The 25,268-nt window shown below is 74.1% G+C and carries 21 protein-coding genes and 2 pseudogenes; 4 read left to right on the forward strand and 19 right to left on the reverse strand.

Annotation, left to right across the window (positions count from 1 at the left end):
* Positions 1 to 349 (forward strand): annotated as a pseudogene (locus ACWGJM_RS45775) (IS200/IS605 family accessory protein TnpB-related protein); the annotation flags it as partial.
* Between the two features lie 6 nt (positions 350 to 355).
* Here the strand turns inward: ACWGJM_RS45775 and ACWGJM_RS45780 are convergent.
* From ACWGJM_RS45780 to ACWGJM_RS45790, 3 genes are all read right to left on the reverse strand, one after another.
* A complete protein-coding gene (locus ACWGJM_RS45780; protein ID WP_453417737.1) occupies positions 356 to 4,345 on the reverse strand; it encodes a molybdopterin-dependent oxidoreductase in 3,990 nt (1,329 codons plus the stop codon).
* A gap of 289 nt (positions 4,346 to 4,634) precedes the next feature.
* Positions 4,635 to 5,354, reverse strand: a complete 720-nt coding sequence (locus ACWGJM_RS45785) for an alpha/beta fold hydrolase (RefSeq protein ID WP_453417715.1) — start codon at positions 5,352 to 5,354, stop codon at positions 4,635 to 4,637.
* Between the two features lie 20 nt (positions 5,355 to 5,374).
* A complete protein-coding gene (locus tag ACWGJM_RS45790; RefSeq protein ID WP_453417716.1) occupies positions 5,375 to 6,346 on the reverse strand; it encodes an alpha/beta hydrolase in 972 nt (323 codons plus the stop codon).
* A 305-nt stretch (positions 6,347 to 6,651) separates the two neighbouring features.
* Between ACWGJM_RS45790 and ACWGJM_RS45795 the strand changes: the two are divergent.
* A pseudogene (locus ACWGJM_RS45795) lies at positions 6,652 to 6,882 on the forward strand (amidohydrolase); the annotation flags it as partial.
* Positions 6,883 to 7,062: 180 nt separating this feature from the next.
* Here the strand turns inward: ACWGJM_RS45795 and glpK are convergent.
* On the reverse strand, positions 7,063 to 8,577 hold the full coding sequence (gene glpK, locus ACWGJM_RS45800) for a glycerol kinase GlpK (RefSeq protein WP_453417717.1): 1,515 nt from the start codon (positions 8,575 to 8,577) through the stop codon (positions 7,063 to 7,065).
* Between the two features lie 47 nt (positions 8,578 to 8,624).
* The gene (locus tag ACWGJM_RS45805) at positions 8,625 to 9,392 is read right to left on the reverse strand and encodes an IclR family transcriptional regulator (protein WP_453417718.1); all 768 of its coding nucleotides are present in this window, start codon (positions 9,390 to 9,392) and stop codon (positions 8,625 to 8,627) included.
* Between the two features lie 194 nt (positions 9,393 to 9,586).
* Between ACWGJM_RS45805 and ACWGJM_RS45810 the strand changes: the two genes are divergently transcribed.
* Positions 9,587 to 10,042 (forward strand): ATP-binding protein, encoded by a 456-nt coding sequence (locus ACWGJM_RS45810; RefSeq protein WP_453417719.1) that lies wholly within the window; start codon positions 9,587 to 9,589, stop codon positions 10,040 to 10,042.
* Here the strand turns inward: ACWGJM_RS45810 and ACWGJM_RS45815 are convergent.
* From ACWGJM_RS45815 to ACWGJM_RS45835, 5 genes are all read right to left on the reverse strand, one after another.
* Positions 10,033 to 11,241, reverse strand: coding sequence for a PP2C family protein-serine/threonine phosphatase (locus ACWGJM_RS45815; RefSeq protein ID WP_453417720.1), 1,209 nt, complete (start codon positions 11,239 to 11,241; stop codon positions 10,033 to 10,035). The two genes, ACWGJM_RS45810 and ACWGJM_RS45815, sit on opposite strands and share 10 nt — an antisense overlap.
* A gap of 101 nt (positions 11,242 to 11,342) precedes the next feature.
* Entirely contained in the window at positions 11,343 to 12,101 is a 759-nt protein-coding gene (locus tag ACWGJM_RS45820) for an IclR family transcriptional regulator (RefSeq protein ID WP_453417721.1), read from the reverse strand.
* 38 nt (positions 12,102 to 12,139) lie between these two features.
* A complete protein-coding gene (locus tag ACWGJM_RS45825; protein ID WP_453417722.1) occupies positions 12,140 to 12,634 on the reverse strand; it encodes a GNAT family N-acetyltransferase in 495 nt (164 codons plus the stop codon).
* A gap of 309 nt (positions 12,635 to 12,943) precedes the next feature.
* The gene (locus tag ACWGJM_RS45830) at positions 12,944 to 14,398 is read right to left on the reverse strand and encodes an FAD-dependent oxidoreductase (RefSeq protein WP_453417723.1); all 1,455 of its coding nucleotides are present in this window, start codon (positions 14,396 to 14,398) and stop codon (positions 12,944 to 12,946) included.
* Between the two features lie 7 nt (positions 14,399 to 14,405).
* Positions 14,406 to 15,638, reverse strand: a complete 1,233-nt coding sequence (locus tag ACWGJM_RS45835) for a polysaccharide pyruvyl transferase family protein (RefSeq protein WP_453417724.1) — start codon at positions 15,636 to 15,638, stop codon at positions 14,406 to 14,408.
* Between the two features lie 256 nt (positions 15,639 to 15,894).
* On the opposite strand from ACWGJM_RS45835, the gene ACWGJM_RS45840 reads away from it, so the two are divergent.
* Complete coding sequence (locus tag ACWGJM_RS45840; RefSeq protein ID WP_453417725.1) at positions 15,895 to 16,386, forward strand: DUF1360 domain-containing protein; 492 nt, start codon at positions 15,895 to 15,897, stop codon at positions 16,384 to 16,386.
* Between the two features lie 18 nt (positions 16,387 to 16,404).
* Here the strand turns inward: ACWGJM_RS45840 and ACWGJM_RS45845 are convergent, their stop codons facing one another.
* Genes ACWGJM_RS45845 through ACWGJM_RS45885 form a run of 9 tightly spaced genes read right to left on the reverse strand, consistent with a single transcriptional unit; the run spans position 16,405 to position 25,212 of the window.
* Positions 16,405 to 17,319 carry a glycosyltransferase family 2 protein gene (locus ACWGJM_RS45845; RefSeq protein WP_453417726.1) on the reverse strand — a complete coding sequence of 305 codons (915 nt, stop codon included), beginning with the start codon at positions 17,317 to 17,319 and terminating at the stop codon, positions 16,405 to 16,407.
* Positions 17,316 to 18,185, reverse strand: coding sequence for a glycosyltransferase family 2 protein (locus tag ACWGJM_RS45850; protein WP_453417738.1), 870 nt, complete (start codon positions 18,183 to 18,185; stop codon positions 17,316 to 17,318). Before ACWGJM_RS45850 ends, ACWGJM_RS45845 begins: the two co-directional genes overlap by 4 nt.
* A 49-nt stretch (positions 18,186 to 18,234) precedes the next feature.
* Positions 18,235 to 19,254 (reverse strand): glycosyltransferase family 9 protein, encoded by a 1,020-nt coding sequence (locus ACWGJM_RS45855; protein WP_453417727.1) that lies wholly within the window; start codon positions 19,252 to 19,254, stop codon positions 18,235 to 18,237.
* Positions 19,251 to 20,738, reverse strand: coding sequence for a PfkB family carbohydrate kinase (locus ACWGJM_RS45860; RefSeq protein WP_453417728.1), 1,488 nt, complete (start codon positions 20,736 to 20,738; stop codon positions 19,251 to 19,253). Before ACWGJM_RS45860 ends, ACWGJM_RS45855 begins: the two co-directional genes overlap by 4 nt.
* A complete protein-coding gene (locus ACWGJM_RS45865) occupies positions 20,735 to 21,418 on the reverse strand; it encodes a D-sedoheptulose-7-phosphate isomerase (RefSeq protein ID WP_453417729.1) in 684 nt (227 codons plus the stop codon). The genes ACWGJM_RS45860 and ACWGJM_RS45865 overlap by 4 nt, the downstream gene beginning before the upstream one ends.
* Positions 21,415 to 22,671, reverse strand: a complete 1,257-nt coding sequence (locus ACWGJM_RS45870) for a glycosyltransferase (protein ID WP_453417730.1) — start codon at positions 22,669 to 22,671, stop codon at positions 21,415 to 21,417. The genes ACWGJM_RS45865 and ACWGJM_RS45870 overlap by 4 nt, the downstream gene beginning before the upstream one ends.
* On the reverse strand, positions 22,668 to 23,630 hold the full coding sequence (locus ACWGJM_RS45875) for a glycosyltransferase (protein WP_453417731.1): 963 nt from the start codon (positions 23,628 to 23,630) through the stop codon (positions 22,668 to 22,670). Before ACWGJM_RS45875 ends, ACWGJM_RS45870 begins: the two co-directional genes overlap by 4 nt.
* Positions 23,627 to 24,646 carry a glycosyltransferase family 9 protein gene (locus tag ACWGJM_RS45880; RefSeq protein WP_453417732.1) on the reverse strand — a complete coding sequence of 340 codons (1,020 nt, stop codon included), beginning with the start codon at positions 24,644 to 24,646 and terminating at the stop codon, positions 23,627 to 23,629. The genes ACWGJM_RS45875 and ACWGJM_RS45880 overlap by 4 nt, the downstream gene beginning before the upstream one ends.
* The gene (locus ACWGJM_RS45885; RefSeq protein WP_453417739.1) at positions 24,643 to 25,212 is read right to left on the reverse strand and encodes a D-glycero-alpha-D-manno-heptose-1,7-bisphosphate 7-phosphatase; all 570 of its coding nucleotides are present in this window, start codon (positions 25,210 to 25,212) and stop codon (positions 24,643 to 24,645) included. Before ACWGJM_RS45885 ends, ACWGJM_RS45880 begins: the two co-directional genes overlap by 4 nt.
* Positions 25,213 to 25,268: the final 56 nt, after the last annotated feature.

Raw genomic sequence — 25,268 nt, forward strand, 5'->3', positions numbered from 1 at the left:
CCCTGACCACCACAACCCGCACCACCACGCGCCACGAGGCTGCCGCCGTGGCGATCGGACGGCGCGCCCTGGGACACCCGATCCGGCGACGGACGGCACCGCCCCCACCACACCGGAGTGATGCGGTGGGGCATCGGACCGTCCAGGCCGCACCGGGCATCCCGGGACGTGAGGCTCTGCCCATCAGCGGCCTCCGGCCGCGGGCCGCCCCCGCATTCCCGGACCACGGACACGATCCGACGGCGCCGGACGCGGAGCGAAAGCGGGCCACCAGCGTGCCCACAACCGTTCGGGACACGCGGCTGAGCACGAGTCCTGGCACCAGGACTCACTCCCGCTCAGTCTTTAGGAACGGTCAGTAGACGTCGCGCACGTACCGCTTGTCGGCGGTGAGCTGTTTGACGTACGCCGCCGCGTCGTCCTCGGTCAGTCCGCCATGGACCACGGCGGTGTCCTTCAGGGCGCGGTCGACGTCCCTGGCCATGCGGGAGGCGTCGCCGCAGACGTAGAAGTGGGCGCCGTCCTGGAGCCAGGACCACAGCAGGGGGCCGTGTTCGCGCATCCGGTCCTGGACGTAGACCTTGGCGCGCTGGTCGCGGGAGAAGGCGGTGTCCAGGCGGGTGAGCGTGCCCTCGGCGAGCAGGGCGGTGAGCTCCTCCTCGTAGTAGAAGTCGGTGGCCCGGTGCTGTTCGCCGAAGAACAGCCAGTTGGGGGCCCGGTGGCCACGGGCCCGCCGCTCGTGGAGGAAGCCGAGGAAAGGGGCCACGCCGGTGCCCGGGCCGACCATCACCATCGGGGTGGTGGGGTCGGCGGGCGGCCGGAAGTGCGGCGAGCGCTGGACGTGCACGGGTACCGGGGTGCCTGCTTCGGCGTCGGCGAGGAAGGGCGAGCAGACGCCCTGCCGGGCCCGGCCGCGCAGGTTCTCGTACCGGACGACGGACACCGTCAGCGACACCAGGTGGGGGTCGGTCAGCGGGCTGGAGGAGATCGAGTACAGGCGGGGTTGCAGGCGGCCCAGCACGTCGGCCCAGGCCTGCTCGTCCGCGCGGACACCGTACTCGGTGACGACGTCCACCGCCTGCCGGCCCCAGGACCACTTCGCCAGCTCGCCCTTGTTGTCCGGGCGCAGCAGCTTGCGCAGCTCGCGCGGGTCGCGGGCCCGGTCGGCGACGAAGCGCAGCAGGCCGGGGCCGAGGCGGGTGATGTCGAGGTGGCGCAGGAAGGCGTCCCCGAGGGAGACCTCGCCCACGCCGTCGACCCGTACCGCCGCCTCCGCGTCCAGGCCGGTGACGGCCAGCCATTCCGTCACCAGCTCCGGGGAGTTCAGGGGCCGTACGCCCAGCGCGTCGCCCGCCTCGTAGACGAGGGGCTGCTCGCTGTCGCGGGTGTCGAAGGTGAAGCGGCGGACCTCCTTGCCCGCGCCTGGCAGGCTGAGCAGCCGGTTGCCGGTCAGGCGGGCGGTCACCGGGGCGGGCTTCCGGGCGCGGCCGGCGGCCGGAGCGGGGACCGGGGCCGCGGCCGTCCGGGCGTCCTCGATGGCGGTGAGCACCTGGTCGAGCCAGGCCTGGGCGGTGCTCTCGTAGTCGGGTTCGCAGTCGGTGCGCGGGGCCAGGCGGACCGCGCCCAGTTCGTCCAGGCGCCGGTCCAGGCGGCGGCCGTGCCCGCAGAAGTCGTCGTACGAGGAGTCGCCGAGGGCCAGGACGGCGTAGCGCCGGCCCTCCAGGCGGCCGGCGTCGGGCGCGGCCAGGGTGTCCCAGAAGCCGGCCCCGTTGTCGGGGGCGTCGCCGTCGCCGAAGGTGCTGGTGATGAGCAGCAGGTCGGCGTCGGACGGCAGCGCGGTGAGGTCGGCCTCGTCCATGGCGACGAGGGAGGCGGCGTGGCCGCCGGAGGTGAGCCGGTCGGCGGTGGCGGCGGCGAACTCCTCGGCGTTGCCGGTCTGCGAGGCCCACAGGATCACGACCTGGCGGCCGGCGGCGGTCACGACCTGCGGGACGCCGGCCGCCCTGGAGTACATCCCGGCGAGGGTGCCGTTGACCCACAGGGCGTGCTCGGGGCTGAACGGGGCGTCCGGCGGCAGCACCGGGACACCGGGGACGCCGACGGGGACGCCGGCCAGGAAGCCGACCAGGTACTGCCGTTCGCGCTCGGTGAGGACGGGCGGCGGGGCGGGGTCGAGCCCGAAGACGGCGGCGGCGGAGAGCGGGCTCGCGGACGGCACCACGACCGCCGGTGTCTCCTCGCGCGGGGGCCGCACGGTCACCGGTGCCGGCACCTTGGCCAGCGACACCGCGCACACCTTGAACTCGGGCTGGAAGGACAGCGGGTCCACGGCGTCGTTCGTGACCGCGTTGACACTGAGGTACTCGCCGAACAGGTCGTTCCAGTGGAAGGGCGCGAAGCAGCAGCCCGGCCGCACCCGGTCGGTGACGACGGCGGGCAGCACGGCGCGCCCGCGCCGGGAGGCGACCTCCACCGAGTCGCCGTCGGCTATGCCCAGGGCGGCGGCGTCCCCGGGGTGCACCTCGACGAAGGGGCCGGGGTTGAGTTTGTTCAGCTTGGGCACCTTCGCCGTCTTGGTGAGGGTGTGCCACTGGTGCTGGAGCCGGCCGGTGTTGAGCACGTACGGATAGTCGTCGTCCGGCATCTCCGCGGGCGGCAGATGCGGGCGGGCGTGGAAGGCGGCACGGCCGGAGGGGGTGGGGAAGGTGAGGGTGCCGTCCTCGTCGACGTACCGGACGGGGTTGCGGTCGGGGCCGTCGGCGGTCGGGGCGGGCCACTGGACGGGGGTGGTCCGCAGCCGCTCGTAGCTGACTCCGCGCAGGTCGTAGCCGGTCTGCGGGTTGTGGGCCCGCTTGAGCTCCTCGAAGACCTGCTCGGCGCTGTCGTAGGAGAAGCCCTGTTCGTAGCCCATGGCGCGGGCGACGGCGGCGATGATCCGCCAGTCGGCGGTGGCCTCGCCGGGCGGGTCGGCGGCGGGCCGGGCGAGGGTGAGGTTGCGTTCGCTGTTGACGAGGACGCCCTCGGACTCGGTCCACAGGGCGCCCGGTAGGACGACGTCGGCGTACGCACCCGTCTCCGTGTCGGTGAAGACGTCCTGGGTGACGACGAACTCGGCGGCCTCCAGGCCCTCGATGACCGTGCGGCGGTTGGCGACGGACGCGACCGGGTTGGTGCAGATGATCCAGCACGCCTTGATGTCGCCGTCGGCCATCTTCCGGAACATCTCGACGGTGCCCCGGCCGGCGCCGTCCGCGCGGAGGGTGCCCGGGGGCAGCTCCCACAGCGCCTCCACGAAGGCGCGGTCTGCGTCGGCGAGGACGGACCGCTGGCCGGGCAGGCCGGGGCCCATGTAGCCCATCTCCCGGCCGCCCATGGCGTTGGGCTGGCCGGTGAGGGAGAAGGGGCCGCTGCCGGGGCGGCAGATCTTCCCGGTGGCGAGGTGCAGGTTGACCAGGGCGTTGGTGTTCCAGGTGCCGTGCGTGGACTGGTTGAGGCCCATCGTCCAGCAACTGGTCCACTCCCCCGCCTCGCCGATCAGCCGGGCCGCCTCGCGGATGTCGTCCTCGGCCAGGCCGGTGAGCTCGGCGACGGCGGCGGGCGGGTGGTCGGCGAGGAACGCGGGCATCGCCTCCCAGCCCTCGGTGTGGGCGGCGATGAAGTCGGGGTCGGTGTGCCCGTTCTCGTGCAGCAGATGCAGCAGGCCGTTGAGCAGCGCGAGGTCGGTGCCCGGCCTGATCTGGAGGAACAGGTCGGCCTTCGCGGCGGTGGCGGTGCGACGCGGGTCGACGACGATCAGCTTGGCGCCGGCCGACTTCACCCGGTCCATCATGCGCAGGAAGAGGATGGGGTGGCAGTCGGCCATGTTCGAGCCGATGACCAGGAACACGTCCGCCCGGTCGAGGTCCTGGTAGGAGCCGGGCGGGCCGTCCGCGCCGAGCGACAGCTTGTAGCCGGTGCCGGCGCTGGCCATGCACAGCCGGGAGTTGGACTCGATCTGGTTGGTCCGGATGAACCCCTTGGCGAGCTTGTTGGCGAGGTACTGGGCCTCGAGGCTCATCTGCCCCGAGACGTACAGGGCGATCGCGTCGGGCCCGTGCTCGTCGACGATCGCCCGCAGCCGCCCCGCCGTCCGAGCGACCGCCGCGTCCAGCGGGGCGGGCACCGGCTCGTCGCCGCGCTCGGGCCGGACCAGGGCCGTGGTCAGCCGGCCCGGGGCGGAGAGCATCTCGGCGGTGGTGGCGCCCTTGGTGCACAGCCGGCCGAAGTTCGCCGGGTGCTCCTTGTCGCCGGACGCCTTCAGGACCGTGCGGCGTCCGTCCGGTCCCGTACCGACGTCGAGGACCATGCCGCAGCCCACACCGCAGTACGAGCAGACCGTCCGCACCGTCTCCGGCACGCCGTCGCTCCCCGAGTCCGGCGCGGCCACGGGCGCCCCCCTTGTCGTGTACTGGGTCGTCCTGTCGTACGCCGCGACGGTACGAAGGGCTCATTACACGAGGGTCGCTCCGCGGACCATCCGGAGTTAAGACCGCCGCACACAGTGGGCCGAGGGCATGTGAGCGTCCCGGCACACAAGGCACCGCGCGGACGCTCCCCCGAGGAGGACACGCCCGCGCGGCCGTCACACGGACTGCTCAGCCCGTCGTGCGGACCGCCTCGCGGATCAGGTCGGCGACCTCCTTCGGCCGGGAGACGGCGACCGCGTGGGAGGCGCCCTCGAGTTCCACGACGGTGGCACCTGCGCGCTTGGCGCCGAAGCGTTCCACCTCGGGGTTGATCGCCTCGTCCGCGCCGGCGATCAGCGCCCAGGGGGGGTTGGTCTTCCAGGCCGCCGCGGTGGCGGTCTCCTCGAATGCGGCGGCCGCGAGCGGACGCTGGGCGGCGGCGAGGATCTTGGTGACGCCCGCGGGCACGTCGGCGGCGAAGACCGACGGGAAGGCGTCCTCGGCGATGGTGACCTCGACGGCCCGCTCGCCGCCCGCCACCGGGTACGTCCACTCCTTGAGGTTGCTCACCAGCGGGGAGAGCGGGAAGCGGCCCTGGAGCTCGCCGAGGCTCTCGCCCTCCTCCAGGACGTAGGCGGCCACGTAGACCAGGCCGACGACGTTCTCGGTGGTGCCGGCCACGGTGATGAGGGCACCGCCGTAGGAGTGGCCGACCAGGACCACCGGGCCGTCGATCTGGGCGGCCACGGAGGCGACGTAGGCGGCGTCGGAGGCGAGGCCGCGCAGCGGGTTGGGCGGGGCGATCACGGGGATGCCGTGGCCCTGGAGTTCGGCGATGACTCCGGACCAGCTGCCGGCGTCGGCGAAGGCGCCGTGGACCAGGACGACGGTGGGGGTGGAGGTGGTCATGTCGGTGTGGCTCCCCGGGTTCAGGCGGTGTGCAGGGCGGCGCGCAGGGTGTCCGCGGCCAGCGTGATGGCGAACTGGGCCGCGTATGTCCCGCGCAGGGCGTTGAGCATCACGAAGTCGTGGATGATGCCCTGGACACGGACGGCGGTGACCGGGACTCCGGCCTCGCGCAGCTTGTTCGCGTAGGCCTCGCCCTCGTCGCGCAGCACGTCGGCCTCGGCGGTGATGACCAGGGCCGGGGGCAGGCCGGTGAGCTGCTCGGTGGTGGCGCGCAGCGGGGAGGCGGTGATCTCGGCGCGCTGGTCGTCGTCGGTCGTGTACTGGTTCCAGAACCACTGCATGCCGTCGCGGCGCAGGAAGTAGCCCTCGGCGAACTGGTGGTAGGAGCCGGTGTCGAAGCTCGCGTCGGTGACCGGGTAGAAGAGGACCTGCTGGACCAGCGGCAGACCGCCGCGCTCCTTGGCCATCAGGGTCAGGGCGGCGGTCATGTTGCCGCCGACGGAGTCACCGGCCACGGCGAGGCGCGAGCCGTCCAGGCCCTTGGTGCCGCCCTGCTCCACGACCCACCGGGCGACCGCGTAGTTCTGCTCGATGGCGACCGGGTAGCGGGCCTCGGGCGAGAGGTCGTACTCGGGGAAGACCACCGCCGCGCCGGCGCCGACGGCGAGTTCGCGGACCAGGCGGTCGTGGGTGTGGGCGTTGCCGAAGACCCAGCCCGCGCCGTGGATGTAGAGGATCACGGGAAGCTGTCCCGTCGCTCCCGCCGGGCGGACGACGCGGGCGCGGACCTCGCCGGTCGGGCCGCCGGAGACGGTGATCCACTCCTCGTCGACGGCGGGCTTGTCGATGTCGCCGGACTGCACCTCGTCGACCGCCTTGCGCCCTTCCGCGGGGGGCAGGTCGAAGAGATAGGGCGGGTTGGCGGTCGCCTCCGCGAAGGCGGCCGCCGCGGGCTCCAGTACCGGCGTGACCGGCCGGGCGGCGTCGGGCATGGGTTTCTCCTGGTGTTCCGAGTGGTGCGGTGATGAGTCGAGACGCCGGTAACGGTAAATCCGCCGGAGGGCCGGTAATCGTCCACGAGTGCACTCCCTGTGTTCTCACAGCGCACCGAATGCCGGTGCGCTGTGGGAACGGATTCGGTGCGCGAACGCATCCGGGCCCGGAGGTCCGGCTTGGCGTGACACCGCAGCGATTCGATTTCGGGAAGGGTTTCCCACGGTGTCATCCATGCCGGTCGGCGGGCTGGTCCCGCGAGCCACCGGCAATGCCGCGGAACTCGTCGTCCGCAATGCGCGGATCCATCGTGGAACTGGCCGCGGAAGGCCGGCTGTCGCTGCGGATCGCCTATCACCTCTTTCCGCAGACACCGGGGCAGGAGATATCCGACCTCACCCGCTGGATCGAAATGACCCGCCCCGGGGACGGGGACGCCTGGCTGCGCCTCAACGGCGCGGGTGAGAACCTCACCTGGGCGGCGGCGGATTTCGAGAATTTCAGCCAGCCGCGTCCGGAACTCGCCCTCGATTACACCCTGACCGGGCTGGCCGCCGACTCCGCTCCGGCGGGCGGGGCGGCGCCACGGCCGGGCCGCCGGGTGCTGTCGGTGCCGGCCATGCTCGGCGGCGCGCTCACGGACGCCGCGCTCCTCGGGCACGGCCACCTGGTGGTGACGCTGGGGCTCGCGCTGGTACTGCTCGCGGTCACCTCGCTACGAGTTCCCCTGCGGTCTGATCCAGCCCAGTGAGCGCTCCACGGCCCGCTGCCAGTGGTCGTACTCCTCCTCCCGCCGCTCGGGGTCCATGTCCGGCAGCCACTGGGCGGCCCGGTGCCAGTTGCGGCGCAGGACCTCCAGGTCCGGCCAGTAGCCGACGGCGAGGCCCGCGGCGTAGGCGGCGCCGAGGGAGACCGTCTCGGCGACCATGGGCCGCACCACGGGCACGTCGAGCACGTCGGCCACGAACTGCATGAGCAGGTTGTCGGCCGTCATGCCGCCGTCCACCTTCAGCTCCCTCAGGGGGAGCGGGGAGTCGGCGTTCATGGCGTCGACGACCTCGCGCGTCTGCCAGCCGGTGGCCTCCAGGACGGCCCGGGCCAGGTGGCCCTTGGTGATGTACGAGGTGAGGCCGACGATGACACCGCGGGCGTCACTGCGCCAGCGGGGTGCGAACAGCCCGGAGAAGGCGGGGACGATGTAGCAGCCGCCGTTGTCCTCGACCGTTCGCGCGAGGGTCTCGATCTCCGGCGCGGTGCTGATCAGTCCCAGCCGGTCACGGAACCACTGGACCAGGGAGCCGGTGACGGCTATGGAACCCTCCAGGGCGTAGACCGGCGGCTGAGCGCCGATTTTGTAGGCGACGGTCGTGAGCAGTCCGTGCCGGGACCGTACGAGGTCGGAGCCGGTGTTGAGGAGCAGGAAGCTGCCCGTTCCGTAGGTGCACTTCGCCTCGCCCGGGGAGAAGCAGGTCTGCCCGAAGAGGGCGGCCTGCTGGTCGCCGAGGGCGGCCGTGACCCGGATGCCCGGCAGGACCGAGCGGGCTTCGCCGTAGGTCTCGGCGGACGGCCGGATCTCGGGCAGCATCGGCCGGGGCACGCCGAAGAACGCGAGCAGCTCCTCGTCCCAGGTGAGCGTGCGGATGTTCATCAGCATCGTGCGGCTGGCGTTGGTGGCGTCGGTGATGTGCAGGCCGCCGTCCACGCCCCCGGTGAGGTTCCAGATCAGCCAGCTCTCCATCGTGCCGAACAGCACCTCGCCGTCCCTGGCACGCTGCTCCAGCCCCGTGACCTGGTCGAACAACCAGCGGATGCGCAGCGCGGAGAAGTAGGTCGAGGGGGGCAGGCCGCAGCGCTCGATGAAGAACTCCTCGCCGGGTTCGCGCTTGAGCTGCTCGACGAGCGGTGCCGTGCGGACGTCCTGCCAGACGATCGCCCTGCCCAGCGGGTCGCCCGTCCGCCGGTCCCAGAGCACCGTCGTCTCCCGCTGGTTGGTGATACCGATGGCGGCGACCTCCTGGACGGCGACATCGGCGCCGGACAGGGCCTCGGGCACGATCCGCAGCAGATTGCGCCAGATCTCGACGGCGTCGTGCTCGACCCATCCGGGCCTGGGGAAGTGCTGCCGGTGCTCACGCTGGGCCACGGACACCAGCCGCCCGTGGTGGTCGAACAGAATGCATCGGGTGGAGTTGGTGCCCTGATCGACGGACATCACATACCGTTCAACCATGATCGGGTCTGCCCTTCCGATGTGTCGCGGCGGGGACTGGCGGCGCATCACCAGCGGGCCGCTCCCAGGTCTCTGGAGATCGCCCGTGCGGCCTCGCGCAGCAGCGTGATCAGGTTCGGCCGGGGCCGGCCCTGGCTGTCACAGATCCGCTCGACGGGGCCGGACAGTCCGATGGCACCCACCACGAGGCCGCCGTGCCCCCGGATCGGCGCGGCGACACCGGCTTCGCCCATGCTCATCTCCTGGACCTCGGCGGCCCATCCGACCTCCCTGACCTCGGCGAGGGCCCGGTTGAGCTGCTCCGGGACGGCGAGAGTGTGGCGGGTGTACGCCTCCAGCCCGGCTTCCAGGGCCTCCTCCAGGGGCGCGGTTCCGAAGGCCAGCAGGACCTTGCCGAGCGAGGACGCGTGCAGCGGCAGCAGTGAGCCCACGTCCAGGGTCTGGAGGCTGTCGTCCGGCCGGAACACGTGGTGGACGACGAGGACCTGGCCCTCCAGCGGGGTGCCCAGGCGAACCGCTTCGCCGCTGCGGGCGGCCAGGGCATCGGCCCAGTTGATGGAGCGCGACCGCAGCTCGTTGACGTCGAGGTAGCTGGTGCCGAGGTGCAGCAGGGCGGCCCCGAGCTGGTACTTTCCGGTCGTCGCGTCCTGCTCGACGAAGTCCACGTGCTGGAGGGTGCGCAGGATCCCGTGGGTGGTGCCCTTCGCCAGCCCGAGCGAGGCCGCCACCTCGCCGAGTCCGAGTCGGCGAGGTCCACCGGCGAGCAGACGCAGGATCGCCGCCGCCCGTTCGATCGACTGGACCGGGCCGGTCATGAATCGAGCCTATTACCGCTGTGGACTGTCCGCCTTTCGTGCAAATCGAAGGCGCTGGCACGGGTCATCCGTAAGCGTTCGGCAATGCCGACCGGCGTTCATTGACCTGGGTTCGTCCGGCTTCTTACTTTGCTATGTGGCCCGGCACAGCGCGCTGAGGCCAGGCGCACCGCCGGTTCACGGGAGGAGACCTGATGTCGGTACAGCTGGAGCTCGATCCGGTGCCCCGCGACACAGTGGAGCACGTCTTCGCGCTGCCGCCCGCCAGCGGGGCCGTTTCCGCCGTACGCAAACGGGCCGGGGCGGTTCTGGCCGACTGGAACGTGTCCCCGGAGATCGTCGAGGACTCTCTGCTCGTGGTGTCGGAGCTGCTGACCAACGCGCTCGTGCACGCCCTGCCCCCCGCGGAGCTGCGGCTGTCCTGGATCCGGGGCGAGGGGACCGGCATCCTGCGTGTCGAGGTCACCGACGCGGGACCGGCGCGCACGGCAGGGCAGCCGCCGGCCTGTGTCGACCCGGACGAGCACGGTCGCGGCGAGCACATCGTCCACGCGCTGGCCGCCCGGCACGGCATCCGCATCCACTCCGGCGGAATCACCCGGTGGGCCGACCTCGTCACGGCCGCACGCGGCTGGACGGCTCAGACCTGAGCGAGTCCGACGACGGCGGACTCGGCGACCGGCCGTTCCGTGGCGGCCGGCACCCGCAGCAGGAGCAGCGCGGCGTCGTCGTGCAGCCGACCGCCCACATGGGTCAGCAGTTCGTCGTGCAGTGCGGCCAGGGTGCGTGCCGGTTCGCCGGACACATGGCGGGCCAGCCCCTCGGCGAGCGGATAGAACTCACGGCCGTGGTCGCGGGCCTCGGTGACCCCGTCCGTGTACAGCAGCAGTTGGTCCCCCTCGGCGAACGGCAGCACCTGGAGGCTGGGGGTCTGCCCGGAGAGGGCGCGCAGGCCGAGGGGCGGGGCCGGGTGGGTCGGTTCCACCGCCTCGACGCCTCCGGACTCGCGCACCAGCAGAGGCGGCGCGTGTCCGCAGTTGACCACTTCGAGACGTCCGCGTGACGGGTATCCGGCGACCACGGCGGTGACGAAGTCGTCGTCCCCGAGGTTGCGCGCCAGGCTCCGCTCGATCCTGCCGACCACGGCGAGGAGATCGGGCTCGTCGTAGGCGGCCTCCCGGAAGACACCGAGGACCAGGGCGGCGGTGCCCACGGCGGGCAGTCCCTTGCCGCGCACGTCACCGACGATCAGCCGCACCCCGTAGGGGGTGGGCACCAGGGCGTAGAGGTCCCCGCCGATACGGGCCTCCGCTGCCGCGGCGCTGTAGCGGACGGCCACCTGGAACGGTCCGACCGTCGTGGGTACGGGCTTGAGCAGCGCGTGCTGGGCGGCCTCCGCGACCGACCGGACGGCCGCCAGCACCCTTTCCCGGCGGCCGCGCCGCGCGCTGGTCAGGCAGCTGGCCAGAGTGACGGCCAGCAGGGCGGACAGTACGGCCGCCAGTTCGCCGAGCGGAACACCGTCGCGGGCGCCCAGCGTCGCGCTCAGCGCGGCGGCGAGAAGCCCCACGCACAGCACTCCGCGCGGCCCGTTGGTGGTGGCGGACAGCGCGGGTCCGGTGGCGAGCAGGGGCAGCCAGATCATCCCGGCTCCGCCGAGGAGGTCGACGAGCACGACGAGGCAGACGATCAGTACGGGCAGTACGGGCAGTACGGGGGTGCCGACGGCCAGCTGTGCGGCGGCCCGCCCGCGGGCCGCCGCTCGGTGACCGGCCGCTCGGTGACCGAGCGCTCGGCTCCTGAGCAGTCGTATCGGCCGGTGGCCGCCGTGGTCTCGGGCCTGACTCATGTATCTTCCGCAGTCCTCACCTGTGCGCCGGGGGAGACTCCCGAAAAGTCCGTTTCATCCAGGAAACGGGTTTGTTCCCCCGCGAGACAAGCCGCGGAATTTCAGATAGTGAGCGACAGGTTCCTGGTCACGCGGCTCGCGGTCGGGAGCAGCCGCGCCCTGATCTCCTCGATCCGGGAGATCCGGTCCGCGGGCAGCGAGACGCCGAGCGAGCCGAGCGTGGTCCCGCTGTAGACGGGCACCGCGACGCACACCGTGCCGAGGGAGTACTCCTCCAGGTCCGTGACCGCCGGGGCCACCGGCGAGGTGTCGAGCCGCCGGAGCAGTTCGACGGCGCTGGTGATGGTTCGCGGAGTGAGGTCGGGGAGGTGGTGGCGGGAGAGGTAGTCCTGGCGGGAGTCGTCGTCCAGCTCGCGCAGCACGGACTTGCCCAGCGCGGTGGCGTGCCCCGCGTCCTCGAATCCCACCCACAGGTCGACCCGGGGCGCCCGGGGACCGTCGACGATCTCCGCGACCCGGATCTCGCCCTCCTCGTAGAAGGTCAGGTAGGCGGCGGTGCCGAACTCGTCCCGCAGTGCGGCGAGCGTGGGCCGGATCCGGCTGAGCAGGGTCTGACCGCTGCCCCTGGTGTGCAGCGTCTGAAGCTTGTCACCCAGGACGAAGACGCCGTCGTCGAGCTTGCGTACGTATCCGTCGTACACCAGCGTGCGCAGCAGGTGGTAGGCGGTGGCCAGGGGCAGGCCCGTCTCCCGCGCCAGCTGCTTCGCCGGCGCGCCGTTGGCGTGCGCGCTCACCGCCTCCAGCAGGCGGAACGCCCGTTGCACGGAGCCGATGAGCGTCGGACCGTCGTGACCAGGCATACCAACAGCGTGCGCCGAGCACCCGCGCCAGGCAAGGTCTACGCCAGGTCGCGGGTGAAGGTCACGCGGTCGAGGCCGGGGCCGTCGTAGTCGGGCCGGACCGGGGAGACGGTGAAGCCGAGGCGGGTGTGGAAGGCCTGGGAGGCGGTGTTCTGCGGGCTGGTGACGCAGTGCACGAAGCGGCGGCCGTGGGACCGGGCCAGCTGGAAGAAGGACCGGTAGAGGGCGCGGCCGACGCCCCGGCCGTGCAGAGCCGGGTCGACGCCGACGAAGTGCACGTAGGCGGCGTCGGCGTCGGTCTGCGAAAGGAAGCCGACGAGGAAGGCCGCGAGTGCACCGTCTCCGTGCTCGACCAGGTAGCTGGTGGTGGTGAAGTGCTGGAAGTACAGGCGGGGCAGCAGCAGGGCGCGCTCCCGGGCTCCGGCCGCGCCCTTGAGGCCGCCCCACCACTCCTCGAGCACGGCCAGCACGCTCGGGTGGTCGTCGGCTGCGGGGTGCCGGGCCGTCAGGCCCTCGGGGAGATCGTCGATCACGGGGGAAGTCTCCCAGGGGAGCGGTCCGTACCGCCACGGGATTCCGTCGTGGGGCGTGACGCGCGGGATACGGGGAACACACAGCTTTTCTACGAAGGAGGCGAACATGGTCCAGCCACCCATCCCCGTCCCGCCGGAGCCCACCCCGCCCCCGCCGGGCCCGGGGCGCCCCGATCCCGCTCCCGGTCCCCCGCTGCCGAACCCGGTCCCCGAACCGCCGCCCGGCCCGTCGCCCACCCCGCCCCCCGACCCGCGTCCTCCCGAGCCCGGCCCCGTACCGGAGCCGTCCCCGGCAGGGGCCGCGCCCGGTCACTGAGGCGTAGGCGCGAGGTCGGCTGCCTCGCAGCGCAGGCGGGCGCCCTGGCGCAGGAGTTCCTGCTGGACGACCCGGTGGGGCACCTCGCGGGGGCGCCGGCCCAGGCGCACGGCGAGCGCGGCGCAGACGCCCGCCGCCTGGCCGGTGGCCATCGCGATGGGCATCACTCGGTACGAGGAGTGCGCCACGTGGGTGCCGGAGATGCAGCGGCCGGCGACCAGCAGCCGTTCGATGCCGCGGGGCAGCAGCGCACGCAGCGGGATGTCGTAGAAACGCCCCCGCGGCACGCGCTTGAGGACGGTTCCGGTGCCCTGCGGGTTGTGGATGTCGATCGGGTACGCGCCGTGCGCGACGACGTCCGGGAAGGCGCGGGCCTGGAGGATGTCGTGCCCGGTCAGCTGGTGGTCGCCTAGGACGCGGCGGGTCTCCCGTACGCCGATCTGGGTGCCGCTCTGCACCGCGTAGGCGTTCTCGAAGCCGGGGACGCGGCTGCGCAGGAAGCGGTCGATCTGGGCCATCTGGTGGCGGGCGAGGTACTCGGCCCGGGTCAGGTCCCAGACGTCGATGCCCAGTGCCCCGGTGACCCGGGTGCTGTTGACGGCGACCTCGTTGGGGTGCGGGGTGCCGAAGAACAGGATGTCCTCGCGCGGCAGGCTCAGCTCGCCCGCCGCGGTGGCCTCCTCGACCAGGTCCCACAGCCCGTGCACCCCGCGCCACTGGTCGGGGTGGGAGCGCACGTACTCGGCGAATCGCGGCCGCGCGAAGTCGGCGACCCGGAACATCAGCGTCATCGGCTGGACGAGTCCGTCCTCGGGGCGCCCGATCTCGCAGGGCGCTCCGCAGGCGGTGGCCACGTCGCCGTCGCCGGTCGCGTCGACGACGACCCCGGCGTCGATCACCACCGGTCCCGACTTGGTCTCGAACGCCACCCGCCAGCCGTCGTCCAGGGGCAGCGCGGTGGAGGCGAAGGCGTGCAGCAGCAGGTGCACGCCCGCCCCGTCGAGCAGGTCCAGCAGGACGAGCTTGAAGATCTCCGGGTCGAACGGCACGGTGTAGCCGGTCTCCAGCGAGGGCGGGATGCAGCCGCCGCGTTCGGTGAGCCGGTCCAGCAGCCGCCACAGGAAGCCGGCGACCACCGCCTCGCCCTCGCCGTGGTCGCCGGGCAGCAGCCGGTCGCCCTGCTCCCAGGAGTCGGCGAACACGGCCTGCTTCTGCTCGTTGTGGAAGGACATCAGCGGCATCACGAGGGCCACCGTGGCGTTGCCGCCGAGGAACCCGTAGCGCTCCACGAGCACGACGTCGGCGCCGGCGTCGGCGGCCGCGTACGCGGCGGCGGTTCCGGCCGGGCCGCCGCCCACCACCAGGACGTCCGTCCGCCCGCCGTGCCGGGCCGGGCGTGGCGGGAGGGTGACGGTCCTGGGGTGGCGCGGTTCTTCCAGGAGGGGCATCGCTCCGCTACCTTCCGTCGGCCCGGACCGCCGCCGCAGCCGTGGTCAACAGGCACAGCCCGGGCTCCCGGTGCCGTGCGGTGTCCCGCGGGCCGCCGTCGAGGGAGTCGAGGAGGTCACCGCAACGGACGCAGGTCTCCCCGGCCAGTGCCCGCAGCCCGGCCACGCGGGTGCCCAGGTCCACGCGGCGCTGCGGGAACTCGTCCCAGAGCCGGTCCACCTCGGCGAGCAGCAGTCCGGCCTGTTCCCGGGCCACGCCGACCAGCGTCGGCGCGCCGGTGCGGCGGGCGAAGTCGAAGACCTTGCCGGCGTACGGCAGCGGCAGGAAGGGCAGGCCGGTGACCGCCGCGAAGATCACGAAGTGCAGGCGCATGCCGACGACCAGGTCGAGGTGGCGCATGAAGCCCAGCACCTGGCCCGGGCTGTACCGGTTGTGGAGGATGCGCCCGAGGTCCGGCGCGCTCATCCGGGACAGTACGCCGTGCGCGTGGTGGACGTCCTGGCGTTCCATCGGCACGAAGACCACGTGCGCGTCCAGGCGCCGGGTCAGGAAGTCGGCCACGTCGGCGAGGAGCGCGTGGTAGCTGGCCTCGTCGAGGTTCTCCGCCGCCCGGCCCGGTTCCCGTACGGACATCCCGACGAGGCGGCCGCCGACGGGGAGGCCCTCCTCGCGCATCATCTTCTCGGTGAACGGCTCCGGCGGCAGCAGCAGCGCGGGGTCGGCGGTGACGGTGAGCTCGCACTCGACGCCGACCTCCTCCAGCACCAGCCGGGACTCCTCGTCGCGTACCACGATGTCGTCCATGGCGGGCAGCACGGCGCGTACCGCCTCCCGGTCCTCCGGCTCGCGCAGCGGGCCCGCGCCGACGGCGTAGGCGAAGCTGCGCACCCCCCGTTCGTGGGCCGCGCGGACCAGCCGCAGATAGCGGCGCGCCTCACCGTCGTACAGGATTCCGCCGCCGCCGAGCACCAGCAGGTCCAGGCTCGCCAGGGCGTCGAGCACGGGTTTCTGCGGGACCCCCTCCCAGGCGACCACCTCGTCGGCCTGCGGCTGGTGGAGCCGGGTGTGGTCGACGTGCCGGCTGAAGACGACCAGGCGGGCGTCGGGGCGGTGCGCGCGCAGGCAGCTGAGCACACACTGGAGGATCGCCTCGTCGCCGATGTTGCACCCGCCGTACGAGCCGAGCAGGCCGATCCGCAGATTCGACGGGGAGGGAGACGGACGCTGGGTCTGGGTCATCCGGAACTCCTTGTCGAAGGAGGCGAGGGGACCGGACAGCGGTCCGGGACAGCCGCACGACGGCGGGTTCTCTCCGGGAAGGGCTCCGTACGCAGATCCGTGCGCAGCAGCAGATCCGTACGTAGCAACAGTATGGGCGGTCGGGCCGCGCCCCGCCTCAGGACCGCCGCCACCGGTGACCACGTGTGGCGGCCGCGCCCCGGGGAACTCGGTGCCGGCCCGTCGGCGAGGATCCGGCGTGCCATCGGGAGGTGCCATGACGACGGACAGCGTGCGCTACGACGACGAGGGCGAGGAGCCCCTCGGGGGCTACGCCCTGCTCGCCGGCGCGTTCACGGCGGGTGCCGCCGTGTTCGCCGCGGTGGCGCGCCGCCGCGGTGTACGGCTGCCGCAGCGGGTGCCGCCCTGGGACGTCGCCCTGATGGGGACCGCCGCGTACAAGGCTTCGAGGCTGCTGACGAGGGACAAGGTGACCAGTTTCGTCAGGGCGCCGTTCACCCGCCGCGAGTCCGAGGGCGAGGCGAGCGAGGTCTCGGACGCACCGCGCGGCAGCGGGGTCCGGCGTGCCGTCGGTGAACTGGTGTCCTGTCCGTTCTGCACCTCGGCCTGGCTGGCCGGCGTCCTGGTGTGCTGCTACGCCTCGGCACCGCACGCCACCCGCCTGGTCTGCGGCGGTCTCGGCGCGCTGACGGTTGCGGACTGGCTCCAGTACGCCTGGACCTGGACGCAGCAGGCGGCCGAGGAGTGACCGGCCGCCCGTAGCCGCTCACCCCACGTACCGCCGGGCCGGTGAGTCGCGCCGGGCGCGTTGCAGTGCCGTCAGCCGGTGTTCGAGCTCCGGCGGTACGGGGTCGCGCTGCCGCAGGATCCAGGGCAGTCCGGCCACCGCGCGGGCGAAGGCACGGGCCGAGGCGGCGTCCCGGGGGACGGTGGCCATCAGATGGGCCGTGTGGCGCAGCGCGGGCAGCAGGGGCCGGCGCAGCCAGGTGAACCACAGCGTGTTGCGCAGTCCGAGGATCCGGCGGTCCGTGCTGTCCCTCAGTACGGACGCCTCGTGATGGACCGTCAGGTCCTCCGCGTAGCTCAGCCACCAGCCCTGCCGCTGGAGGTCGGTGGCCAGAAGCTCCTCCTCGCCGCCGAGCCAGAGTCCGGGGTGGAAGCCGCCCGCGCCGCGGAAGGCGTCGGCGCGCAGCACGGTGGCCGCCGCGAGGAAGGAGCCCAGCGGCGGCCCCGGCAGCCAGTCGGGGCCGGTGAGCGGGGATTCCCGCAGTTCCCGTACGACGGGGTCCTCCGTGCCGGCGGGCTCCACCACGATGCGGGCCGTGACGGCGGCGAGCCGGGGCCGCTTGTCGAGGATGTCCGCCGCGCGCCGCAGGCTGCCCGGCTCCCACCAGGAGTCGTCGTCGCAGAAGGCGACATAGGGCGTGCGCACCCGGCGGACCGCCAGGTTGCGGCCGACGGCTCCCATGTTCCGGCCGGGGGTCAGCAGCCGGACGTCGGGAAAGCCGCGGCGGACCGCGTCGGCGGTGCCGTCGGTGGAGGCGTTGTCGGTGACGATCACCGGGGGCCGCTCGGGCAGGTCACGCAGCAGCCGGAGGGTGCGGAGCAGTTCGGTGCGCCGGTTGTGGGTGATCACCACCACGGTCGTACGGCCGTCCCGTTCGGCGGTGTGTGCGCTCATGCCGGTGCGCTCCCCCGGGTCGTGGCGGGCGCGGGTCCATCGAGCAGCCGGGCCGCCCGCTCGACGTGCGCGGGCAGTCGGCGGCGCCGGGCGAGCGCGGCCGGAAGGCGGGTGACGAGCCCGCGCAGAGCCGGGCGGGCGGCGGGCCGGCCGGTGACGGCGGCGGCGGTCAGGCGGGCGCTGGCCTTGAGGGCCACCGGGACCGGACGGCGCAGCCACAGGGTGAGGACCTCGTTGCGGAGCTGGAGGTGGCCGCGGTCTGCCCGGTGGGAGGGCTCGGGATGGTGGCGGGCGGTCAGGGAGGGCTCGTAGGAGACGCCCCAGCCGCCGGCCGTGAGGTCGTAGGCGAGGAGGGTCTCCTCGCCGCCGAAGAAGAGCACCGGGTGGTAGCCGCCCGCGGCGAGGAAGGCGTCCCGGCGTACCACGCAGGCGCAGCCGAGGAAGCCCAGGACCGGACGGCCCGGCAGGTCGGGTTCGTCCGGCAGCGGGGAGGCGGCGAGCACCTCGTTGAGCGGGTCCTCGGTGCCCTCGGGGCCGACCAGGGTGCGGGCGGCCAGCAGGCCGAGGCGGGGGTGGGCGTCGAGCACGTCGGCGGCCCGGCCGAGGCTGCCCGGCTCCCACCAGGAGTCGTCGTCGCTGAAGGCGACATAGGGGGTGCGCGCGTGCTGTACGGCGAGGTTGCGGCCCAGGGCGCCGGTGTTCCGGCCGGGCCAGAGGACGCGGGCGGCCACCGGGTGGCGGCGTATCGCTCGCAGGGTGGTGTCGTCGCTGCCGTTGTCGACGACGATGACGGGCGGCCGCTCGGGCAGTGCGGTCAGGGCGTCGAGGGTGCGCAGCACGCTGACGCGGCGGTCCCGGGTGATCATGGCGACGGTGACCCGGCCGTCCGGCGCGGCGGCGCGGGCGGGCGGCGCGTCAGGGCCGGGCAGAGGGAACACGGGGCTCACCTCCCTTCGGGACAACGGCACGTGACGGGTCGGGCCGCAGCAGGGCGAGCGCCGCGGCGACTGCCTCGTCGGCCGTGATCCGCAGCAGCTGCGGGTCGGGGGCGGAGCCGTGCGGGTCGCCGGGCGGGCCGGGATGCCACAGGGCGCGGTGCCGCGGGGACGGCGGTGGGCCCCACAGATGGGGTGGCACCGGCCCGAAGAGCGTGACGGAGGGCGTGCCGTGCGCCACCGCGAGGTGGGCGGGTCCGGTGTCACCGCTGACGAGCAGCGCGGCGCCGGCGACGAGCGCCGACAGGGCGCCGAAGGGCAGTCCGCCGCGCAGCACGTCCTGCGCGGGCAGGCTGCTGCGGGCGGCGACGTCCAGCACCAGGTCGTCCTCATTCGGCCCGCCGGTGAGGACGACCCGGTGCCCGGCGGACCGCAGCCGCCGCACGACCTCGGCGTGGCGTTCGGCGGGCCAGCGGCGGGCGGCGGCGTCCGCGCCGGGGTGGACGACGACCGCGCCGGGCGCCGGGGACGGTGTGGCCGGCGGGGGCAGCCGGACGTCAGCGGGGTCGGCGGGAATGCCGTACGCCCGCAGGAAGCGGCACCATCGCTCGCGTTCGTGCTCGTCCGCCCGCCAGTCGGCGGGGCGGCGGGGGGCCTGGTCCGGGTGGGCGAAGGCGAGCAGGCGGCGGGGGCGGAGGGCGGCGAGGGCGTCGCGGCTCTCGGGGCCGTTGCCGTGCAGGTCGATCGCGAGGTCCGGGGGCGGTCCCGGCCAGTGCTCCAGCGAGGGCACGCCCCGGTCGGGTGCCTCGGCGGGCAGCACGTCGTCGACGGTCCCGGTGGCGAGGGCCGCCTCGGTGAGCGTCGCGGGCAGCGCGAGGACGACGTGATGCCGGGGGAAGGCCCGGCGGATGCCACGCAGCGCGGGCACTGCGGCGAGGAGGTCGCCGAGGCCCAGCGCGCGCAGCACCAGCAGACGGGGCTTGTCCGGTGGGGCGGTCACCGTCGCCTCCGGCCGTTCGGGCCGGTGCGGGCCAGGCTCTCCGGTCGCGGTCCCAGGGCCGCGCGCTCGGCGATACCGGTGGTGGAGCGGCCGTCGAGGTAGGGGAAGAGCACGACCTGCCCGTCCCAGCTCGCGACGAGCGAGGCCTCCGGCAGCTCGGTCAGGGCGTAGTCGCCGCCCTTGGCCCAGATGTGCGGGCGCAGTTCGCCGAGCAGCCGCTCGGGGGTGTCCTCGTCGAAGACGGCGACCGCGTCGACGCACTCCAGGGCGCGCAGCACCCGGATCCGGTCGGCCTGGGGCACGAGCGGGCGGCCGTCGCCCTTGCGGCGGCGCACGGACGCGTCGGAGTTGACGCACACGATCAGGCAGTCACCGGTGCGGCGCGCGGCCTGGAGGAGGGCGACGTGTCCGGCGTGCAGCAGGTCGAAGCAGCCGCCGGCGGCGACGACAGTACCGCCCGCCTCGCGGACCCGGGCGGCCGTGCGCAGGGCGTCCTCGGCCGGCTCGCCCGCGGCGGCCGGGCGGGGCTCGTCGGCGGCGTCGGTGCGGGGGCCCGTGGAGCCCAGGGAGCCCGGGGAGTCGAGGGTGCCGAGGGAGCGGACGCCGCCTTCGGCGACGTACCGGGTGGCGGCGTGCACGGCTCCCCGGACGGCGGTCTCGGTGAGTTCGCCGTCCGCCAGGAGTCCGGCGGCCGTCGCGGCGAACCGGTCGCCGGCCCCGCAGGCGTCGCCGTCGGCGGTGACCGGCGAGGGCACCATCAGCGGGGTCCCGCCGTGCGACAGCAGCGCGCCCCGGCCGCCCAGGGTGACGGTGACGGAGGCGGCCCGCCAGGCGTGGACGAGGGTGTCGGCGTCCCTGGCGGCGGTGCGCAGTTCACCGCCGGGCTGCGGCTCGCCGTCGCCGCCGAGGCGGCTCGCGAAGGCGCGGGCCTCGGTCGCCGACGGGGTCGCCGCGCGGACGCCGGGGACGGGTGGTCCGCCGCGCGGGTGCGGGTCCCAGACGACGGGGACGTGCGCCGCGGCGCCGGTCAGCGCGTCGCGCAGCACGTCGGCGGTGCCGCGGCCGTAGTCGGCGACGAGGACGGCCCCGGCGCCGGCGACCGCCCGGCGGGCCTCGTCGGTGGCGTCCCGGGCCCGCCCGTCGCCGTCGTCCAGGCGCAGCAGCGGCCGGCCTTCGGCGAGGACGCGGGTCTTGCTGGACAGGGCGCCGGTCAGGGGCAGCTGGACCAAACGGACCCGGCCGGCCAGCAGCCCGCGCAAGGTGTCGCTGGCCGGGTCGTCGCCCAGCGCGGTGATCAGGGTGACCTCGCGGCCGTCGGCGGCGGCCAGACACGCGGCGAGGGCGGCGCCGCCCGGGCGGGTGGCGCGCCGGACGCCGCTGACGACGGGCACGGGCGCGTCGGGGGCGAGCCGCTCGGCGCGGCCGGTCAGGTCGTGGTCGAGCAGCGCGTCCCCGACGACGAGCAGCGGTGCGGGGGCGGTCATACGGCGTCCTCCCCCGGGGCCGCCCAGCGCCGTCGCCGTTCCCGGGCGGCGGCTCGCTGGTCCCGGCCGACAGCTCGCTGGTCCCCGCCGACGGCCCGCTGTTCCCGGTCGCGCTGGGCCACGGCCTGGTCGAAGGCCTCGCAGAGCATGTGCACGGCCACCAGGTGCAGTTCCTGGACGGTGGCGCCGGTCGACGCCTCCACGCACAGGGCCTCGTCGGCGGCGGCCTGGAGCGGGTTGGGTGCGGGACCGGTCAGGGACCAGACGGTCATGCCGAGCCGGTGCGCCGCGTCCGCCGCGACCAGCAGGTTGGCGCTGGCGCCGCTGGTGGACAGCAGCATCAGCAGGTCGCCGTCCCGGCCGTGCGCGGCGACCTGCCGGGCGAAGATCTCCTGGACGCCGTAGTCGTTGGCGATGGCGGTGGTGGAGGAGGTGTCGGCGTGCAGCGCGAGCGCGGAGAACGCGGGGCGGTCCTCGCGGTAGCGGCCGACCAGTTCGGCGGTCAGGTGCTGGGCCTGGGCCGCGCTGCCGCCGTTGCCCGCGACCAGCAGCCGGGCGCCGCCGCCGAGGCGGCCGGCGAGGGCGGTGCCCCAGCGCTGGATCAGCGGGGCGTCCTCGCGGAATCCTTCGAGGGCCTTCATCAGGTCGTCGCAGTGCGTGACGTCGGTGACGAGTTTCATCGGACGACTCCCGAGAGCGAGGGGACGGACGATACGGCGGCGTAGACCCGGGCCACGCCGTCGGCCACGCGGTCCCAGGTGTAGCGGTCGAGGACGCGCTGCCGTCCCTGGGCGCCGTACCGGGCGAGCAGGGCCGGGTCGTCCAGCAGCCGGCGGACGGTCGCGCCGATGTCGTGGTCCGCGTCGCCGGGGTCGTCGGAGTCCTCGGCGGGGACCAGGACGCCGGTGCGGCCGTGCACCACGGTGTCGAGCTGCCCGCCGACGGCGGTGGCGACCACGGGGGCCCGGCAGGCCATGGCCTCGACCGGGACGATGCCGAACGGTTCGTAGCGGGGCAGGGACAGCACCAGGTCGGCGCCGGACATCAGCCGGGGCATCGCCTCGCGGCTCACCCCGCCCAGCAGGGTCACCCGGTCGGCGACTCCGTGCTCCTCGGCGACCGCCCAGAGCCGCTCCGCCTCCGGTTCGGCGGCGAGCAGGGCCTGTTCGGGCCCGCCGGCGATGAGGAGTTCGGCGTCGGGCACGTCGGCGAGGGCGCGGATGGCGCGGTCGAAGCCCTTACGGGGGACGAGCCGGCCGACCGTCACCAGCCGCCGGGGCGCGCGCCGTTCGCGCCTGGCGCCGGGGACCGGAGCGAATTGGTCGGGATCGACCCCGCAGGGCACGACGGAGATGGTCCGGGGGGACAGGCCCATGGCCTCGAGTTCGGCCACCTCGTCCCGGCAGGTGGCGATGACGGCGTCGGCCTCGCGGCCCACGGCGGTCTCGATCGCGATGCGGGCGGCCGGGCTGGTGTCGGCGGCACCCTGGTAGCGCTTCTTCACGGTGCCCAGGGCGTGGTAGGTCTGCACCACGGGGATGCCCGCTCCGCGCGCGCCGGCCAGGGCCGCCATCCCGGACATCCAGAAGTGGGCGTGCACCACGTCGGGCGACTCCGTGGCCCATTCCTTGGCCAGCCAGGCGCCGAACTCCGGTATGTAGGGCAGGAGTTCGTCCTTGGGTATGGGGGCCGCCGGCCCGGCGGGCACGTGGGCGACCTGCACGCCGTCGGGCGTGGTGACCCGGTCCGGCAGCCGTGGGTCGTCCCGGCGTGTGTACACCACGACCTCGTGGCCGCGGCGGGCCAGCTGCCGGGCGACCTGGGCCACGTACACGTTCTGGCCACCCGCGTCCGGTCCGCCGAGCTCGGCCAGCGGGCTGGCGTGCTCGGACACCATGGCGACACGGCCGGCCGAAGGGTAGCTGTGGCTCATCGGGTGACCTCCTTGATCAGGCGCTCCCACTCGTCCCGGAAGCGCCGCTCTCCGTAGCGGGCCTGTGCCGCGGCCCTGGCGGCCTCCCCTGTCAGCCGGGCGTGCGTGGGATCCGCGAGGAAGCCGCGCACCGCGTCCTCGAGCACGTCGAACCGGTTGGAGACCACCCCCGCTCCCTCCGGGACGGCCTCGCGCACCTCGGTGGTGTCCAGAGCCACCACCGGCATGCCGAGGAACATGGCCTCCAGCAGGGACAGCCCGAGCGAGGTCCAGCGGATCGGGTGGACGTAGAGGCGGCACCGGGCCATCGCCGGGTGCAGTTCGCCCTGGGGCAGGTCCCGGCTGCGGCAGCGGCCGGGCGGGAGTCCGAGATGGTCGGCGAGCCCTCCGGTACGCATGCCGAAGACGTCCAGCGGAGCCCAGCGCGCGAACGTCGGCAGCAGGTCCGTTCCGGTCGTACGGCCGCGCCGCACCGGCTCGTTGACGACGACGGCGGCACGGGGATCGTCACCGGTCCACAGGTGGCCCGGGTCGATGATGCCGTGCTCGACGACTTCGGTGGGCGCCCTGCCGTTGTCCCACATCAGGCGGTTGAAGTGGGTGACGTGGACGAGGGTGATGTCGGTGCGGTCGGCGAGCGGGTGGCGGCTGCCGTCGGCCGTCCCGTGCGGGGCGTTGTGCTCGACATACACGGCGGGCACGTCGATGCCGGGGCGGCGGCCCGTCCACCGGTGGGCCAGCTCCAGTTCGTGCGGCCGCTGGAGCACCATCAGGTCGATGTCGGCCTCCCGCAGATCGGCGGGGGTCGACTCCCGCACGGAGGCGGGCCACTGCCAGGTGCGGGCCCGGCCCAGGCCGTCCGGTCCGCGGTCGGGCAGCACCGGCACGAGGAAGGTGTACGGCCCCTGCACGAACGAGGTCAGCCACGAGCCGTGCACATGCCAGACAAGGACGTTCATGTGCTCTCCCTGGTCCTCTCCTTGTGGAGCTTGTGCACCGCGCTCACCACGTCCTGGGCCGTGACCTCCGCCAGGCACGGATGGCCGGGGACCGGGCAGTGCCGCGCCCGGCTGTCGGCGCACGGCGCCCGCTGGTCGCCGAGGAGCACGCACGGCACGCCGTACGGGGCCCACCGCTCGGCCGGGACCACCGGCGCGAACAGGGACACCACCGGCGTACCGACGGCCGCCGCCAGATGTGCGGGGCCGGTGTTGCCGCAGACCACTACGTCGGCCATGCGCAGCACGCCGGCCAGGGTGCGCGGGTCGGTGCGGCCACCGAGGTCCACCCCGGTCTCACCGCTGACCTGCCGGGTGAGGCCCCTCTCCCCCGGCCCGCCGGTGACGACGACCCGGTGTCCGGCGTCGCTGAGCAGGGCGACCGCCTCCGCGCAGCGGTCGGGGCTCCAGGCACGGGCCGGCGCGCTGGCGCCGGGGTGGACGACGACGTACGGGCCGTCGCCGGTCAGGGCGACCGTGTCGGGCGGGGGTACGACGCGCAGCCTGCCGTCGTCGCCCGGGCGCGGCCGGAAACCCATCGCGGCGGCGGTGTCGAGCGCGGCCTCGGCCTCGTGCCGGCCGGGCAGCCGCCGGTGGCGTACGTCGAGGAGGCGGCCGGGGTGGTCGACGCTGTCGGCGCCGATCCGTCCGACCCCGGCCAGCCGCAGCAGCAGGGCGGTGGGCAGCGGGCTCTGGTGGAAGGAGGTCAGGACGAGGGCGGTGTCGAAGGCGGCCTCCGTCAGCCGCCTCACGAGCCCGTCGATGTCCGCCTCGCTCACCTCGGGCGGCTCGAAGCCCTCCCAGGGCGCCTCCCACACGATCACGTCGTCGACCCCGGGCAGCAGCCGCGCGGCGGGCTCTCCGCGCGGCCCGCACAACATCGTGACGTGCGAGGACCCAGCGGCGACCGCCCGTACCGCGGGCCCCGCCAGCAGCACGTCGCCGAAGCTGTCCAGGCGCACGACCAAGGCCTTCACGAAGGGTCACCTCGCTCCCCGGCGAGGATCCTCCGTACCGCGGTGAGCAGGTCGGTGGCGGTGTCGGGGGCCGCGGCGATCTCCTCGGGGCGGGTGGCGGGGTTGGGCACCAGCACGGCTCGGGCGCCCGCGGCTCGCGCGGCCAGGACATCGGCCTCGATGTCGCCGATCACCACGCAGTGCCGGGGGTCCACGCCCAGGCGCCGGGCGGCCTCGAGGATCAGGCCCGGGCGGGGTTTGCGACAGGCGCAGCCGGCCTCGGGCAGGTGCGGGCAGTACACGAAGGTGCCGATCCCGCCGAGCAGGGCGTCCACCCGGTCGTTGACGCGGCGCACGTCGGCGTCGGTGAGCAGCCCGCGTCCGATGCCGGACTGGTTGCTGACCACCCCGGTCGGGATGCCCGCCGTGCGCAGCAGTGCCACGGCCTCCCTGGCGCCGGGCAGCAGCCGCACCCGGTCGGGGTCGCCGTTGTAGGGGACGTCCTCGACGAGCGTGCCGTCACGGTCGAAGAGGACGGCGGCCACAGCGGTGCGGTTGGGCGTCCGGGGGTGCACCGGGTCCTCCATGGCGGCGGGCTCCACGGACCAGTCGTCCGGGGGGTGCTCCTCGGGGGAGTGGTGCG

It is taken from the genome of Streptomyces sp. NPDC054834 (assembly GCF_053611185.1).

What these genes read in the sequence shown, in the direction of transcription:
- ACWGJM_RS45780 (WP_453417737.1), bottom strand. Translation starts at nt 4,345, where the DNA reads ATGGTCCTCGACGTCGGTACGGGACCGGACGGACGCCGCACGGTCCTG.
- ACWGJM_RS45785 (WP_453417715.1), bottom strand. Translation starts at nt 5,354, where the DNA reads ATGACCACCTCCACCCCCACCGTCGTCCTGGTCCACGGCGCCTTCGCC.
- ACWGJM_RS45790 (WP_453417716.1), bottom strand. Translation starts at nt 6,346, where the DNA reads ATGCCCGACGCCGCCCGGCCGGTCACGCCGGTACTGGAGCCCGCGGCG.
- glpK (WP_453417717.1), bottom strand. Translation starts at nt 8,577, where the DNA reads ATGGTTGAACGGTATGTGATGTCCGTCGATCAGGGCACCAACTCCACC.
- ACWGJM_RS45805 (WP_453417718.1), bottom strand. Translation starts at nt 9,392, where the DNA reads ATGACCGGCCCGGTCCAGTCGATCGAACGGGCGGCGGCGATCCTGCGT.
- ACWGJM_RS45810 (WP_453417719.1), top strand. Translation starts at nt 9,587, where the DNA reads ATGTCGGTACAGCTGGAGCTCGATCCGGTGCCCCGCGACACAGTGGAG.
- ACWGJM_RS45815 (WP_453417720.1), bottom strand. Translation starts at nt 11,241, where the DNA reads ATGAGTCAGGCCCGAGACCACGGCGGCCACCGGCCGATACGACTGCTC.
- ACWGJM_RS45820 (WP_453417721.1), bottom strand. Translation starts at nt 12,101, where the DNA reads ATGCCTGGTCACGACGGTCCGACGCTCATCGGCTCCGTGCAACGGGCG.
- ACWGJM_RS45830 (WP_453417723.1), bottom strand. Translation starts at nt 14,398, where the DNA reads ATGCCCCTCCTGGAAGAACCGCGCCACCCCAGGACCGTCACCCTCCCG.
- ACWGJM_RS45835 (WP_453417724.1), bottom strand. Translation starts at nt 15,638, where the DNA reads ATGACCCAGACCCAGCGTCCGTCTCCCTCCCCGTCGAATCTGCGGATC.
- ACWGJM_RS45840 (WP_453417725.1), top strand. Translation starts at nt 15,895, where the DNA reads ATGACGACGGACAGCGTGCGCTACGACGACGAGGGCGAGGAGCCCCTC.
- ACWGJM_RS45845 (WP_453417726.1), bottom strand. Translation starts at nt 17,319, where the DNA reads ATGAGCGCACACACCGCCGAACGGGACGGCCGTACGACCGTGGTGGTG.
- ACWGJM_RS45850 (WP_453417738.1), bottom strand. Translation starts at nt 18,185, where the DNA reads ATGATCACCCGGGACCGCCGCGTCAGCGTGCTGCGCACCCTCGACGCC.
- ACWGJM_RS45860 (WP_453417728.1), bottom strand. Translation starts at nt 20,738, where the DNA reads ATGACCGCCCCCGCACCGCTGCTCGTCGTCGGGGACGCGCTGCTCGAC.
- ACWGJM_RS45865 (WP_453417729.1), bottom strand. Translation starts at nt 21,418, where the DNA reads ATGAAACTCGTCACCGACGTCACGCACTGCGACGACCTGATGAAGGCC.
- ACWGJM_RS45870 (WP_453417730.1), bottom strand. Translation starts at nt 22,671, where the DNA reads ATGAGCCACAGCTACCCTTCGGCCGGCCGTGTCGCCATGGTGTCCGAG.
- ACWGJM_RS45875 (WP_453417731.1), bottom strand. Translation starts at nt 23,630, where the DNA reads ATGAACGTCCTTGTCTGGCATGTGCACGGCTCGTGGCTGACCTCGTTC.
- ACWGJM_RS45885 (WP_453417739.1), bottom strand. Translation starts at nt 25,212, where the DNA reads ATGGAGGACCCGGTGCACCCCCGGACGCCCAACCGCACCGCTGTGGCC.